14 protein-coding genes, 2 tRNA genes and 2 pseudogenes are annotated in these 14793 nt (G+C 35.8%); 8 read left to right on the top strand and 10 right to left on the bottom strand.

Translation table 11 applies throughout. The features are described 5' to 3' along the window. Positions 1 to 47: 47 nt before the first annotated feature. The 9 genes and pseudogenes from JCM6256_RS04685 to yycF form a co-directional block, all read right to left on the bottom strand. Positions 48 to 716 carry an Rgg family transcriptional regulator gene (locus JCM6256_RS04685; protein ID WP_025080620.1) on the bottom strand — a complete coding sequence of 223 codons (669 nt, stop codon included), beginning with the start codon at positions 714 to 716 and terminating at the stop codon, positions 48 to 50. Positions 717 to 720: 4 nt separating this feature from the next. Continuing rightward, positions 721 to 993, bottom strand: coding sequence for a helix-turn-helix domain-containing protein (locus JCM6256_RS04680; protein ID WP_025080619.1), 273 nt, complete (start codon positions 991 to 993; stop codon positions 721 to 723). Positions 994 to 1027: 34 nt separating this feature from the next. Continuing rightward, a complete protein-coding gene (gene rlmH / locus JCM6256_RS04675) occupies positions 1028 to 1507 on the bottom strand; it encodes a 23S rRNA (pseudouridine(1915)-N(3))-methyltransferase RlmH (protein WP_025080618.1) in 480 nt (159 codons plus the stop codon). Positions 1508 to 1958: 451 nt separating this feature from the next. After that, positions 1959 to 3181 (bottom strand): annotated as a pseudogene (locus tag JCM6256_RS09795) (S1C family serine protease). Between the two features lie 73 nt (positions 3182 to 3254). After that, positions 3255 to 4052, bottom strand: coding sequence for an MBL fold metallo-hydrolase (locus tag JCM6256_RS04665; RefSeq protein ID WP_025080617.1), 798 nt, complete (start codon positions 4050 to 4052; stop codon positions 3255 to 3257). Between the two features lie 11 nt (positions 4053 to 4063). Continuing rightward, the gene (locus tag JCM6256_RS04660) at positions 4064 to 4888 is read right to left on the bottom strand and encodes a two-component system regulatory protein YycI (protein ID WP_025080616.1); all 825 of its coding nucleotides are present in this window, start codon (positions 4886 to 4888) and stop codon (positions 4064 to 4066) included. Next, positions 4889 to 6237 (bottom strand): annotated as a pseudogene (locus JCM6256_RS09790) (YycH family regulatory protein). Continuing rightward, the gene (gene walK, locus JCM6256_RS04650; RefSeq protein WP_025080615.1) at positions 6218 to 8083 is read right to left on the bottom strand and encodes a cell wall metabolism sensor histidine kinase WalK; all 1866 of its coding nucleotides are present in this window, start codon (positions 8081 to 8083) and stop codon (positions 6218 to 6220) included. The pseudogene JCM6256_RS09790 and the gene walK overlap by 20 nt, the downstream one beginning before the upstream one ends. Before the next feature lie 66 nt (positions 8084 to 8149). Beyond that, complete coding sequence (gene yycF / locus JCM6256_RS04645) at positions 8150 to 8866, bottom strand: response regulator YycF (RefSeq protein WP_025080614.1); 717 nt, start codon at positions 8864 to 8866, stop codon at positions 8150 to 8152. A 175-nt stretch (positions 8867 to 9041) separates the two neighbouring features. On the opposite strand from yycF, the gene JCM6256_RS04640 reads away from it, so the two are divergent. The 8 genes from JCM6256_RS04640 to JCM6256_RS04600 all read left to right on the top strand — a co-directional run bounded on the left by JCM6256_RS04640 (position 9042) and on the right by JCM6256_RS04600 (position 13616). Next, positions 9042 to 9114: transfer RNA gene (locus tag JCM6256_RS04640), tRNA-Lys, on the top strand. Between the two features lie 139 nt (positions 9115 to 9253). After that, positions 9254 to 9478: a hypothetical protein gene (locus JCM6256_RS04635; RefSeq protein WP_025080613.1), complete on the top strand. Its 225-nt coding sequence runs from the start codon at positions 9254 to 9256 to the stop codon at positions 9476 to 9478. Positions 9479 to 9599: 121 nt separating this feature from the next. After that, positions 9600 to 9675 (top strand) — tRNA-Lys (locus JCM6256_RS04630). Between the two features lie 149 nt (positions 9676 to 9824). Next, positions 9825 to 10598 (top strand): lysophospholipid acyltransferase family protein, encoded by a 774-nt coding sequence (locus JCM6256_RS04620; protein WP_025080612.1) that lies wholly within the window; start codon positions 9825 to 9827, stop codon positions 10596 to 10598. Positions 10599 to 10606: 8 nt separating this feature from the next. Next, positions 10607 to 11440, top strand: a complete 834-nt coding sequence (locus JCM6256_RS04615; RefSeq protein WP_025080611.1) for a glycosyltransferase — start codon at positions 10607 to 10609, stop codon at positions 11438 to 11440. 15 nt (positions 11441 to 11455) lie between these two features. Beyond that, positions 11456 to 12406 carry a glycosyltransferase family 8 protein gene (locus JCM6256_RS04610; protein ID WP_025080610.1) on the top strand — a complete coding sequence of 317 codons (951 nt, stop codon included), beginning with the start codon at positions 11456 to 11458 and terminating at the stop codon, positions 12404 to 12406. Positions 12407 to 12425: 19 nt separating this feature from the next. Beyond that, the gene (locus tag JCM6256_RS04605; RefSeq protein ID WP_025080609.1) at positions 12426 to 13292 is read left to right on the top strand and encodes a lysophospholipid acyltransferase family protein; all 867 of its coding nucleotides are present in this window, start codon (positions 12426 to 12428) and stop codon (positions 13290 to 13292) included. Positions 13293 to 13388: 96 nt separating this feature from the next. Continuing rightward, on the top strand, positions 13389 to 13616 hold the full coding sequence (locus tag JCM6256_RS04600; RefSeq protein ID WP_025080608.1) for a cytochrome b5 domain-containing protein: 228 nt from the start codon (positions 13389 to 13391) through the stop codon (positions 13614 to 13616). Between the two features lie 81 nt (positions 13617 to 13697). Here JCM6256_RS04600 and JCM6256_RS04595 read toward each other — a convergent pair. Further along, positions 13698 to 14793, bottom strand: a 1096-nt coding sequence (locus tag JCM6256_RS04595; RefSeq protein ID WP_025080607.1) for an FAD-dependent oxidoreductase, incomplete at its 5' end; no start/stop codon positions are given.

Here is a 14793-nt window from a genome sequence, read left to right as displayed (position 1 = left end):
ATTTAATTTATACAATTATTAAAACTTCCCATATATGGGATTAACATTTAAAAACCATAAATATTTTTCATTTGAGAAAATCCAAGTGCAAAATCATTTGCCTGTTGTATTAAACCTATAGATTTTAAATCAGCTAAAAAATCATCCATTTCTTGCGTATTTTTTCTTTTTATACAAGAAAAAACTTTCTCAGCATATTTTATACGAATTTGACTAAAATGAAGCTCATTAATACACTTCAAATGCTTAATTTGAGTTAAAAGTTTACAAGCTTTCTTAATGGATTTTTTCTTTATCAAAACAAAAACTGCATTCAATAAACTAGTTACAGCCATTTTATTAATAAAATCATCATCATTTTTATTATCTATCAAACAACTTAATAATGATCTGGCAGTTGCATAAACGTATTCACCATCTAACAGCAATTGTACATTACCAAAAATAACGATATTTTCTCTTGTCCAATTTTTTATGGATGAAAAGTATGCTCTTAAACGAAGTACATCATTTTTATTCAGTAAATTTATATTAGTAAAATCCATATAATAATTACATGCTATGGCAGCTTGAAAAAATACTTTCTTATTTTTATGATCTAAATAATAAATATTCAAAAGATTACTAGCCATATCTTTTAGTTCGTTTATATCATTATTTTGATAAGCAACTGTAACATTTTTAGTATAAACTTTTAAATCATTTAAACTTCTCACAAATTCATCTGGTTGTACATGAACTTTTTTTAAGCAATGCCATTACTTTTTCAATCGACATTTCCCCCTGACCGTTTTCCCAACGTTGCAGGCTTGATTTAGAGGTTATTCCTTCTGCAGCTTTATATATATTAATGCCTTTAGCTTTTCTAAGCTTTCGAAATTTTTCACCTAACATAAAGTTCACCGCTATATTACTATTCCGTTTTATTGTAACTAATTCATTGGAATTATCTGTCGATATATCCCAGATATGGGATTTTTTATTATTAAACAAAAAGCATTATCCACACAACATGGATAACGCTTTTTTACTTATGATACGGACTGCCGCTATTAATCATAAATGCACGATAGATCTGCTCAATAAGCACAACACGCATGAGCTGGTGAGGCATAGTCAACTTACCAAAACTAATCATATCATCCCCACGCTTGTTGACTTCATCACTTGTCCCCAAGCTTCCGCCGATGACAAAGGTAATATCAGAATGTCCATAAGTTCCAAGATCCGCAATTTCTTTGGCAAATTCTTCGCTGCTGCGTTGTTTTCCTTTAATCGCAGTTACATACACGTATTCCTTATCCTTAATTTTGCTTAGAATTCGCTTGCCTTCGATCTCTTTAACTTGTTCATCCTGCGCGTCGCTCAACTTTTCCGGTGCCTTTTCATCCGGAACTTGAACAATCTTCACCTTAGCGAATCTGCTCAAACGTTTTTCATATTCTGCAATCGCATCTTTAAAATACTTTTCTTTTAGTTTTCCTACACAAACAATCTTAATATTCATAGTGTCTATTTTATTCCCTAATTATTATTGTTTCCACTTTACTTTTTCTTTCAACATTTTGTGGTTAAGACTTATGAACAGTAGCATAACTTGTGGTTAAAAAATTATTGAAAAAAGTTACCCACAATTTTCTTTAGTGTACTGATTTTTCACAAACTTTAGGCGTGAAAACCCCATTTTAAAGCTATGAACGCTTGTTTTAATTAACTTTTCTTCACTATTTATTACAAAAAGTTTTAAATTTATCCACAGATTTCGATATGTTTTTCTATTCAAGTTATCCACAATCCACAGTTTTATCCACAAGTGCTGTTGATTTCTGTTTTTAACTCAACTTGACAACAGCAATTTCCGAACTTTTTAATGTTACACATTTTTATAGTTAACAAAAAGACTCTGAAATACGTGAAACACGCATCACAGAGCCTTTAAAATTTTGCTATTATTTTGTTTAGTTACCTTCAAGCTTAACCTTCATGGTAATATCTCTACCATTTCTGTTAACAGTTACATTCACGGTATCACCGACTTTATGGTTGTACAAGATACTGTGTAACGAAGCTACATCAGAAACTGATTTGCCGTCAACCTTAGTAATAACATCCTTGGCTTTCATACCTGCACGAGCAGCTGAACCATTCTTGCTTACTGAGTCAACATAAATGCCATTCTTCAAGCTTGAATGAATACCTAAACGACTTCTATAAGCAGATGGAATGCCATTTAATGCAATTACTCTTATGCCAAGTTGTGGACGAGTAATCTTACCATTCTTAACTAATTGGTTAACGATAGTCACAACTTCGTTAGATGGAATTGCAAAGCCCATACCTTCTACAGAAGTTCCGTCACTAGATTGTGACAATTTCATTGAGTTAATCCCAATTACTTGGCCAGCTGAGTTAACTAATGCACCACCGGAGTTTCCTGGGTTAATAGCCGCATCTGTTTGAATTACAGTTTGTTGGTTTGATGAAGTTGTAATTGTTCTGCTTGGAGCTGAAATGATCCCTTGCGTTACCGTAGAAGCGTATTCGCTGCCAAGTGGAGAACCAACGGCAATTACGCTTTGACCAGCTTGTAAGCTCTTAGAATCGCCAAATTCAGCCGTTTGAGTTACATACTTCGCATCAATTGAAAGAACTGCCAAGTCAGTTGCGCTATCTGTACCAACAATTTTGGCATTTACAGTCTTACCATTAGCAAGCAAAACTTGGATAGCGTCACTGCCAGAAACAACGTGATTGTTAGTTACGATGTAACCCTTGCCGTTTGACTTCATGTAAACAACGCCGGAACCTTCACTGTAGGTTTCAAGCTTATCGCTCTTCTTGCTGCTATTATCATCACTACCACCAAAAAGGCCATAAAAATCGCTCGAGTTGATGATTGTTGACGCTTCAAATTAATTACGGAAACAACAGCACCTTTAACATCATTGTAAGCAGTGGTCATTGTGCCACTATTTTTAGCACTATTTTTTGAAACCTTAGCACTGTTTGAACTAATTGAAGTTTGCGCTTGGTCGTTATTAACTTGCGTATTATTTAATTGATCTAATCCATAGTAAGAAATTCCACCACCGATTAAACCTGCTACAACACCAACAATAGCTGTCTTAGCAATCATGCCATTGTTTTTTCTTGGTTTTTGATTGTTTGAATTATTTTCCATATTCAATCCCCCTTGTTTGTATTAACTATACCGATAAAATTTGAAATTTGTATGAAACATTTATGTTTATTCATTAAATTTTTATCAAATCCGTCGGCTTATTCGGCTCTGTATCAATGATCTTTACGTCAGAATCCAAATTAGTATCCCCCTCCACCAGCATTTCCTTAGCTGTTTCATGAGCTAAATACTCAGTATTATTATGCTGGCTGCGATGAGCTAAAAAGATATGCTTGGTTTTAGGCGTCACAACATCGACAAGCGCCTGTCCTGCCTCTTCATTTGACAAGTGGCCAACATCAGATAAAATTCGCTGTTTAAGCGACCAGGAATACGGGCCATCACGAAGCATCATTGTATCGTAATTAAATTCCATCATATATGCATCCGCGTCCTTAATCGTACCTTCAACCTTTTCCGAAACGTAGCCCGTATCTGTCAAAAAGGCAATGCGTTTACCACCACTTTCAAAAACATAATATTGTGGTTCGGCCGCATCATGACTAGTCGCAAATGCCGTTACGTCTAAATCACCGAAAGTCTTTGTCTGACCTGGTTCAATCGTGTTCATCTGCTGAACGGGAAGTTTGCCAATTTTATTAGTATCAAGCAAATAATCCCACGTTCCTGTATTCGCAAAAGCGTCAATTTTAGGATAACGCCGCATTAAAACACCCAAGCCAGCACTATGGTCGCTATGATCATGACTTAAAAAGGCCATATCAATATCATTAATATCTACGCCAACTTCGGCAAGCAAAGCCTTCGTCTTTTTTCCAGACAAGCCAGCATCCATTAAAATTTTATGCTGTCCGGTAGTAATTAAACTTGTATTGCCCGTCGAACCACTAGCTAAAATAGAAACCTGCACGTAAATCCCTCTTATTTTTCAACATTATATGACGTATTGGTTTGAATCATTTGCGCCGTATAAGCGTTAACTCGCTTTAGCGTTACATTCTTTGTTGTTTTATTTTCAACCCAAACTAACCAAGTTGGAAGCAAAATCGTACTGCCACGAACTTCAGTTAATTTTGAATAGCCTAATTTTACCTTAGTAACGCGAGAATTGTTAGCTAATTCTCGATCAGTATACATTGCCCTGACAGCATGCCAAGGTGAAATTGTTGATTGAAGTTCACGTACCGGACTAACAGGCCCAATATAAGACATCGTGTAGTTTTCAATCATATGATCCTTAACATTTATCGTAAGCAAGGCTGAATTGTCATATATGCTGCCGTATTCAGATGTTTGTACGAAAGTATAGTTATCATCGCCTGACATATTGGCTTCATATTTAAATTGCATCCCGTAAGGAACATTACGCGAATCATTTTTAAACATATCAAGCCGCTTCAAAACATCTTTTTTATTACCCTTAAGCTGAATCACATCTTTGGGTGTAGCAGTTAAAGTGTTGGTGCTCTTAGAATAAGAAGCATCCACTTGGGTAAGTGATGAGATTTTATCAGATAAATAATCGCGATTTTTCGCAGCCAAATAATATCCTGATTCTTGAGACGTTGAAATATTATTAGGTAGTTCAATTCCATCCGCACGCATTTCTACACGAATATTGGAATTATTCATATTAGTGTTTGTATTAGACAAGCTAACGGGTGAACGTAAAATTTCAATACCAAGATAAATATCAATTAACAGGAAGACAATTAAAAATAACCATTCAATTCTTTTATGATCCATTTATTTTGTCACTCCTTCAGTTTTTGCAGTCTTATAAACGCTCATATCTTGTTTCGACCATTCACCAGCACTCTTCCATTCACCGTAAGCCTTAACGTAATAAGTTGGAATCAAATTGATTAAGCTATCGTGCTATTATCTTTTTCAACTCTAAAGCCAACTAAGACTTTTTCAATATCATCTTTATTTATGCCATGATTTTGCAAGTTCTTAATCATCTGTCCAGTAGATTCCAACTTTTCAGTTTGACCATCGAATGGAATTGGAATTTGGAAATTGATGCTGTTAAAAGCGATTGAAACCGCTCCTGTTGAAAACGTTGTATTTACTTGTACATCATGTTGATTCAAAAATACAGGAGTTCCTTCAATATAGTTCGTATAACTAACGCTATTATTATCTGCATCAAAGAAACGCAAATCTTGCTCAGTTAATCCCAAATTATGAACATAGTAGACGCTATCAAGCAGACGGTTTGTCGTGCTAGGGATTTTGCCCTTTTCATAACTGGTATAAAGATAATTGTGTTCAGGATTCTTGCCTGCTTTTGGAACTCTTAAACGATTAGAGTAATTAAGCGAATAGGTCGTCTGTCCATCTTTAGAAGTTCGGCTGGACACTCCTGAAGTACCTAATAAACGATTTACAAAGTAAGAATCTGATTGATGATTAGTTAAATAGCTATAAACCTTCCAATCGATTTCTTTACTATAAAAAGTTGAATATCCTGATTTCAAGCGTACAAACTCAACCTGATCATTGTAGCTGGCATCCTTGGCATACTTACGCAAGCGATCGAAATTGCCATTTTTAAGCGTTACACGATAAAGCTGATTAGTTTCATCATCGCCTAAATAGATCCATTTATTTGAGCTAGGAATAAAAATCCTATTAAACTCTCGATTACTTTTTCCGCGACTATAATCACCAAAAAGCTTCAAAGTAATTTCATCAGGATAAGTAAGTTGAATAAAATTAGGATTGTTTAATAGCTGTTCATAGCTGGACTGATTGCTTTTTTCCGATGAAACATTATCTACCTTTGCTCTCTTTAAATCTTTAGAAAATTCAAATGGTAGATTGTTTTTAGAATCATATAGGCGATAAACTTTGCCGTTTTTAAAACCATAAGAATTAGTAGGAATGTATAAATCATACAAATCCTTAGTATTGCGGTTTCTAAGCTGTTCTTTATCAACACTTGAGCTGCGTTGCTGATCAATATGACTAAAGCGTTGATCGTTAGTCATAATGAAAATCCAAAGCACGATTGACAAGATAATTGCAAGTGCAGTTCCTAGGAATAGGAAAAAATTGCCGAATTTAAATTTAAACTTCATCCCAGTCATCCTCCTCACTCATTGGTTCATAAGGCAATGAAATATAGAAGGTAGAACCTTTGCCTTCACTACTGTCAGCCCAAATTTTTCCATGATGGGCTTCTACAATTTCTTTGGCAATTGCCAAACCTAAGCCTGTACCACCTTGAGCACGCGAACGTGCCTTGTCAACTCTGTAGAAACGATCAAAGATTTTATCCAAATCTTTTCTTGGAATACCTAAGCCTTGATCAGAAATACTTAAAATGACATGATTTTGATTTTGAACCAAACGAACAGTGATTACCCCACCATCAGGAGAATATTTAATCGCATTGTTCATGATATTATCAATTACTTGCATCATCTTGTCAGTATCAATTTCAACCCATAATGCTTGATTGCCTAGTTCTCTTTTAATGGTGTATTTCTTCTTTTTATCTTTACCGTTCTTTTCGTCGTTTTTAACAATCATGTCAAAACGATTAAGAATATGGGCAACGAAATCATTTATGTTAACAAGTTCGGGCTCCATCTTGGAAACACCACGGTCCATTCTGGATAGGCTAAGAAGGTCATTGATCATTCGAATCATCCGCTCAGTTTCTTCTTGCGTAACCTGCAAGAATTGTGGCGCTATATCAGGATCTTTCCAGGCTCCGGCATTCAAGGTATCAATATAAGCCCGCAAACTAGTTAAAGGCGTTCTCAACTCGTGCGAAACATTAGAAACGAATTGTCGCTGTGAATTTTCATTCTTTTGTTGTTCAGTAACATCGTGCAAAACGCAAACACTACCAGAAACAAAGCCCGTAACTCTTTTAATTAAAGAAAAGCTAGCATGCAAAATCATTTCATCACGTGTGCCACCATTAACAGTTACGACAATTTCCTTTTGATTAGAAATAAGATCTTGGGCAGATTCATCTAGACCTAAAACTTCATTAATTGGTTTATTGATAATATCTTTTTCTTTAGTATTTAAGAAATTAAGTGCCATTTGGTTAACAACACTAACATTGCCGTGACGATCTGTAGCTAAAACACCGTCTGTCATGTGTGACAAAACGCTGTCCAGTCGTCTTCGTTCACTGTCGGATTCTTCTTGAGAACGTTCAATTCTAATTGATAAAGTATTAAACGCCTTACCCAATTGTCCTAATTCATCGTTAGAATAAATTTTAACCTGATTAGAATAATCTCCATCCGCGATGCTTAAGGCTTGTTCCTGCATTTCTTCAATCGGACGCGTGATTGCTCGTGAAATAACTAAAGCCAAAATTGCTCCCAAAATAGCCGCAATTAATGAAGCAACAAGGAAGGCAAATGAAGTATTTCGCAAATCATTGAATAAGCTTTGCATATTTGCTCTCACATAAATTGCTCCAACATTGTTAGTTGAACCATTGCCGCTGCTAAGTGGAGAAACCTGAATCATGTAATTAGTTCCATGATCATTAATTACTTTTGTAACTTGCCGTCCTGTTGAAGTTACCTGCTTAACATCAGTATTATTTACTCTTTGGCCTACTCGACCTTTGTCGTTTAACGTCGAAACAGCACGAATAATATCCTTATTATCAACAACAACAATTTCACTAATTGAAGAACTGTTGCTGTAATCGTTAATAATTCCATTTAAACGATCATCCGTGTTTTTATTGTTTCTAGCCAACTGATTTGACAATTGATTAGTCACAATTTGCGGAATTTGAATCGATGATTGAAAATTTTCAATATTATTCTGTTCTAGTTGTCGTGTAAAATATGCTCCAATGACTTCAATTGTTGCTAAAAGCATGAGCATGAAGACAACTGCCAATTTAGTGTTAATTGAATTAAAAGTCTTTTTTATTTTCTTTTTTAATCTATCCATTTGCTTTCAAAAAATAGTAATACAAAAAGAAAGCCACATACTTAGACAGTCTTGTGGCTTTCTTAATTATTCTTCGGTTGGCTGTTTTACATAGTAACCAACACCACGACGGGTAATCAAAATTTGAGGTTGGATTGGATTATCCTCAATCTTCTCCCGTAAACGGTGAACAGTTACATCCACAGTACGCACATCGCCAAAATAGTCATAACCCCAAACAGTTTGTAATAAGTGTTCTCTAGTCATAACTTGACCCATATGTTGAGCTAAGTAGTAAAGAAGTTCAAATTCACGGTGAGTAAGTTCAATCTTTTTACCATTCTTTTCAACAATGTAAGCATCCGGCATAATTACCAAGTTGCCGATCTTAATATTCTTATCGGTTTCATCTTGAGTAGCAGCTTCTGCTTTTTTAACAATGTCACGACGACGTAAGTTAGCCTTTACTCGGGCTACTAACTCACGATTTGAAAATGGCTTGGTAACGTAATCGTCCGCACCCATTTCAAGTCCTAAAACTTTATCAATTTCAGTATCTTTAGCAGTTACCATGATGATGGGCATATCATGAGTTTGACGCACTTCACGTGCAACTTCGAGTCCATCTTTTTTTGGCAACATTAAGTCCAAAATCATAAGATCTGGATCATATTCGTCAACTTTTTTAACAGCCTCTTCACCATCATAGGCAGTGTCGACGTCGAAGCCTTCCTTAGTTAAGTTAAACTTAATGATATCGGAAATGGGCTTCTCATCATCGACGACGAGAATTTTCTTTGGCATCGAAATGTGCCTCCTTTGCCCCTATATTATACTGAATTTTGTAATATTAGCCAACGTTACGTCCCTTTTTTAACCTTAATGTAAGGCAATTGAAAAATCTTTTTGATATTTTTCACAAAAAAAGCTTGCATTATTTTGCAATTGGTTGCATAATAATAGCTGTCGGTTATGACATGGGTGGCTAGCTCAGCTGGCAGAGCAACGGACTCTTAATCCGTGGGTCCAGGGTTCGATCCCCTGGCCACCCATAATTTAGAAACACTGCTTCGGCAGTGTTTTTTTGTGCCGTAAAACTTAAATATTTCTTAGCTCTCTTGTTTTAATAAGCTTTTATGATCAATTGTTGATAAAATATAGGTAAGAAATATTTAATAAGGGGGCTTTCCTATGAACAATGAAAATGTATTCTTTAATCCTGGCGATGCCATTGCCTCTTCTCACGATTTTAAAGAGGCTCGTCGCAGTGCTCAAATTATTAAGGCTGATAAACCAACCGCTGGCCAAATTGTAATTGCCAAGAACACAAAGAATGGTACTTATGCAATTTATCTCGCTGATAAAATCCGTGATGATAAACAAGGTGAGCCATACGAAATTAAGGATAAACTTTAGTTTTTTAGTCGCTAATTAGCGACTTTTTTATTTTTCTAAACTTTTTTATAAAAAACTCTTGCCAAAATGTCGATTACTTGATAATATATTTAACTGTCAGCGATGAACTGATACGAAATATGGGTGGCTAGCTCAGCTGGCAGAGCAACGGACTCTTAATCCGTGGGTCCAGGGTTCGATCCCCTGGCCACCCACCAATATGGAAATGGCACTGCGAGAAGTCGGTGCTTTTTTTGTGCCAAAAATTAAGGCGGAACGTAATTTGATACGTTTCGCCTTTTTTATTTTTGAAGATTATTCATATGATAAAATTAAGTAACTTTATTTAAAAAGGGAGGGAGAATACATGAAAACTTACTACTATGAAAAAACAACCGATGATGTTGTTAATTCTGCTCAGCAAGATTTTGCTCTACCCGACGATTATCAAATTCTCCCCACTTCTCTTCCATCTCGCATTTGGAATAAAATTGCGCGGATATTAGCCACTGGATTTGGCTGGATTTATTCTCGCGGATTTTTGCATGTTCATGTTGTAGGAAAAGAAAAGCTTCAGCAAATTCATAACCAAGGCTATTTTGTTTATGGCAATCATACTCAACCAATGGGCGATGTTTTTACTCCTTTAACTGTTTTTCCGATAAAAAACTTCTATGCCATTGCAGGACAAGCAAACTGGGGCATCCCTTTTATTGGAAAGCATCTTGTCCGTTACGGGGGACTGCCAGTTGGAAATGATATTAAGCAATCCATTAAATTAATTAAAGCTATTCAAACTATCATTTCTGATAAAAAAGGCGTGGTTTTGATTTATCCTGAGGCTCATGTTTGGCCATACTATACACAAATACGTCCTTTTGATGAAACCAGCATGCATTTTCCAGTTTCATTAAATGCTCCAAGCTTCACTGCGACAAGTACTTATCGCAAATCTAAACTTTTCAAAAGACCTAAAATTACAGTTTATATTGATGGCCCTTTTTATCCTAATAAAAATTTATCCAAAAAACAGGCACAAAAGAACTTGTACGAGCAAATTTGGAAGAGTCTTACTAGTCGTGCTAAACTAAGCAATTATAATTACTATAATTATGAAAAAACAACCAGAAATAAAAAGTGAGAAGTTATATGAACATACTTTTTTGTGGCGATCACAATGCCGAAGATGGAGTTTTAATTTCAACTCTGTCTTTGTTAAAAAATACCAACGCAGAATTACATTTATATGTATTAACAATGTACATTCAAAGCGACGAAAAACAATATCAACCCTTTTCCAAACATGCGGCTGATTATATTCGTTCATTGTTGGTTAAAAAGAATCCTAAGAATACTTTGGAATTAATTGATTGTACCAGCCTCTTTATTCAAGAGCCACCGTCAGCGAACATGGGAACACGTTTTACCCCTTACGCCATGCTCAGATTATTTGCGGATCAATTGCCACAAATTCCTGACCGTATTCTTTACTTGGATGATGATATAATTGTCCGCCAAGATCTGACGAGTTTTTATGAACAAAATTTGGACAATATTGAGCTTGTCGGGGTTCTCGATTATTGGGGAAGATTTTTCTTCCATAACTTTAAGCAACGAAAAGCATTTGATTACCTAAACTCTGGCGTCTTGCTTTTAAACATGAAAGAAATCAAACAGACTAAATTATTTGCTCGCATTCGGCACATGATGCAGGTGAAAAAAATGTTTTTCCCAGATCAAACTGCGCTCAACAAATTGGCTGTGAAAAAGAGAATTATGTCGAGAAAATATAATGAACAATATCGCTTGCATCCCGACACAGTTATTCAGCATTTCACTACTAGCTTCCGGTTTAAGCCATATTTTCATACTCAAACAGTTAAGCCTTGGGATGTTGAACGGGTTCATAGCGTATTGAAGCTTCATGAATATGATGACCTGCTTAACGAATATCTAACAATAAAAAATAATCTACACAAATAATTTGGAGGAAAACACATGACTATTCCTATTTTTTATACTATCAGTGACAACTACACACCTTACGCTTCCGTATCAATTCAATCGTTAATTAACCATACTAGTCCTGAAAATGACTACACCATCACTCTTTTAGTTCAAAGTATCAGTGATGAACATAGAGAAAGTTTAGAAAACATGTCGACTGAAAACGTCCACGTTAATGTTTTCCATATTAACGATGACATGGTTAAACCAATCCACAATAGTGAAGAGAATTACTTACGTGGTCAATTCTTCACTATGTCTATTTTTTACCGTTTATTTATTCCGGAACTTTTCCCACAATATGATAAGGCTGTTTACTTAGATGCCGATACTATTGTTAATACAGACATTGCCGAAATGTACAATATCGACATTGGCGATAACATGTTTGCTAGCTGTCCTGACTTGTCCATTCGTTACATGCCTCTTCTTCAAGAATATATTAAAAAGTGCCAAGGTATTTTCCCACCAGAAAAATACATCAACAACGGGGTAATCCTTTTTAATACGAAAGCCTTCCGAGACAAGCACTTCATCGATAAGTTCTATTACTTAATTGAAAAATATCACTTCGATAATGTCGATCCTGATCAAGCTTACATGAACGAAATTTGTGAAGATAAAATTTATCATCTTCCTAAAGAATGGGACGCAATGCCTAACGAAAGTATCCCTGAAATTGAAGATCCTAAGATCGTTCACTACAACCTTTTCTTCAAGCCATGGCATTTTGACGATGTACAATATGGTAACTATTTCTGGGAAGTTGCTAAAGATAATGAATACTACGACGAACTTCGTCAGCAATTAGCCGAATTTACCGATGAGGATCGTCAACGCGCTCGCGATGACTTAGCTAAAATGGCCGAAAAAGTTAAATCTATCGAAAAAGAAGAATACACTTGGGCTAAAGTTAAAAAGTTTGAAAACGTTCGAATCTAATTAGAAAGAAGCATGTCTAATGATTATTGGCGACAATCGTGAACAAGTAATTGAAAATATAAAAAAAGCCGCAAACGATCGCAATTTCACAGCAAAGGTGGAAATTGGCGATCCTGTTATGAGCCTAGATGAACGTTTAAAGCTAGTAAATGATTTTTGGAAACATCAAAATAGCTTTTCTAGCAAGTTGAACAACGGAATTGGTCATTTAATGCTTCGCGCTTTTTCTCACACAATTACTGCTTCGACTGAAGTTAAGGGTACCGAAAACTTGCGTGATTTACCTCGTGGCGGTGCAATTGTAACTTCTAATCATTTCAACCAAGTTGATGCTTTGACTATCAAGCGTTTGGCTGAACATGAACATCGTAAACTTTCAATCGTAATTGAAGACACTAATTTAATGTTGCCTGGCTTTTTTAGATACTTAATGAATTATATTGGTACCATCCCTTTGGTAAATAGTCCGAATTATATCGGCGGTCCTTTCATTCAGCATCTCCATAACGCTCTAGATCGCAATAATTGGGTGCTTATTTATCCTGAACAAGAGATGTGGTGGAATTACCGCAAGCCTCGCAAGCCACAGCGAGGAGCCTATTATTTCGCCGCTAAGCAGAACGTACCTATCATTTCTGTTTTCGTAGAAATTCAAAATTTGCCTAAATTAGAAAAGAAAAACGATCATTTTTACCAAACCAAATATATCGTTCATGTCCTACCAGTCATTTATCCAGATGTAACTTTGAGTGAAAAAGAAAATTCTATTCAAATGATGAAAAAGGATTATGAACAAAAAGTTGCCGCATACGAAAAAATCTATGGTAAAAAATTAGATTATGACTTTAAAGCAGAAGACATCGCCGGCTGGCGAGGTAATTTGTAAGAAAGTAATAAGAGTTTTCAAATTAATAGCATATACAGTGACACGGTGTTACCATTATATTAACGTATAAATTTACTTATGAAAGGAGTCCTCTATATGAAAGAATTTACTTTAGAAGACTTAAAGCAAAATGACGGTAAAGATGGTCGCCCTGCTTATGTAGCAGTTGACGGCATCGTATATGATGTCACTAACAATAATCATTGGGCTGGCGGTAACCACCACGGCAATCAAGCTGGCTGCGACTTAAGTGATGCAATTTTAAAATCCCCACACGGCAAAGATATTCTTAAAAAGATCGACAAAGTTGGCATTTTAAAATAAATAATATTAATTAACTATTTTTTACTTACTTCACACAAAAACGCCTAGGAATTTTTCCTAGGCGTTTTATTTTCGTTATTTTTAATGTTGAGAAGCTCCGCTAGTTGCATCAGATTCTTCCATATCATCATAAGCTGTATTAGCAGCAATTCTACCAAAAGTAAAGATATCAGCCAATGAGTTTCCACCTAAACGATTACCAGCATGAAGACCGCCAGCATTTTCACCAGCTGAGTAAAGGCCCTTGATTGCTTGTCCTGCATGGTTTAAGACGCGCGCTTTAGTATCAATTACGAGTCCACCCATAGTATGATGAATAGCAGGCCGACGAGGAGTCGCATAAAATGGGGCAACTTCACATTTAAGTCCCAACACATTTTTATGAAATTCTGGATCATTGCCTTGATCAACATAAGAATTATAATTTTTAATAGTTTTAACCAAAATATCTGGGTCCATGCCTACTTGTTTGGCTAAATCTTCAAGAGTATCTGCTCTAAATAATGTGCCAGCCTTTACTTGTGCATCAATCGACTCCTGTGTAGTGTTATAAGCCGTCTCCTTGATTTTATCATCGGCAATAAGATAGAATAAGCCACCGTTAGAAATCGCCGCCTTAGCCAAAGTATCACGTTCTGCAAATTCGTTAACGAAACGTTCACCCTTTTGGTTTACCATAATAAAGTTAGCAGGAGGCGTTTGAAGTCCAGTAAATAATTCACCAGTCTTTGGATCAGAAACTGGCATCAACTGAATAAAGCCCATTCCAACTAAATCAGCACCTGCTTCAAGTCCTAAATTAATACCATCTCCCGTAATAGCTGGAGAATTAGTAGTCGCGATATCATCATCAATATGCTTCCAATAAGTATTGTATTTTTGGACCATCTTAGTATTAGCGCCAAAACCACCAGCCGTTAAAATAACTGCCTTAGCATGAACCGTAACTTTACTACCATCTTTTCTTTCGGCAATTACGCCTTTAATAGCATCATTTTCAATAATCAAATGCTTGACACGTGTATCTGTAAAGAGATGGGCACCGTGTTCCTTAACCCAATCTCCTAAAATATGAATATATGCATAACCCATAGGTTCAACTGGTTTATGACCACGACGCCAAAGCCCACCAACAGGTTCAGTAACATCATTGTTATCAAATTTCACGCCCAAATCA

Origin of the sequence: Lactobacillus hamsteri DSM 5661 = JCM 6256 (assembly GCF_000615445.1) — a bacterium.
Lineage (GTDB): Bacteria > Bacillota > Bacilli > Lactobacillales > Lactobacillaceae > Lactobacillus > Lactobacillus hamsteri.
The sequence above is the reverse complement of the archived record's forward strand: the minus strand, read 5'-3'. Positions and strand labels throughout refer to the sequence as shown.

Bases quoted from the DNA above. Each gene is read 5' to 3' on its own strand.
- rlmH (WP_025080618.1), bottom strand. From the start codon at position 1,507: ATGAATATTAAGATTGTTTGTGTAGGAAAACTAAAAGAAAAGTATTTT.
- JCM6256_RS04660 (WP_025080616.1), bottom strand. From the start codon at position 4,888: ATGGATCATAAAAGAATTGAATGGTTATTTTTAATTGTCTTCCTGTTA.
- walK (WP_025080615.1), bottom strand. From the start codon at position 8,083: ATGGATAGATTAAAAAAGAAAATAAAAAAGACTTTTAATTCAATTAAC.
- yycF (WP_025080614.1), bottom strand. From the start codon at position 8,866: ATGCCAAAGAAAATTCTCGTCGTCGATGATGAGAAGCCCATTTCCGAT.
- JCM6256_RS04635 (WP_025080613.1), top strand. From the start codon at position 9,254: ATGAACAATGAAAATGTATTCTTTAATCCTGGCGATGCCATTGCCTCT.
- JCM6256_RS04620 (WP_025080612.1), top strand. From the start codon at position 9,825: ATGAAAACTTACTACTATGAAAAAACAACCGATGATGTTGTTAATTCT.
- JCM6256_RS04615 (WP_025080611.1), top strand. From the start codon at position 10,607: ATGAACATACTTTTTTGTGGCGATCACAATGCCGAAGATGGAGTTTTA.
- JCM6256_RS04610 (WP_025080610.1), top strand. From the start codon at position 11,456: ATGACTATTCCTATTTTTTATACTATCAGTGACAACTACACACCTTAC.
- JCM6256_RS04605 (WP_025080609.1), top strand. From the start codon at position 12,426: ATGATTATTGGCGACAATCGTGAACAAGTAATTGAAAATATAAAAAAA.
- JCM6256_RS04600 (WP_025080608.1), top strand. From the start codon at position 13,389: ATGAAAGAATTTACTTTAGAAGACTTAAAGCAAAATGACGGTAAAGAT.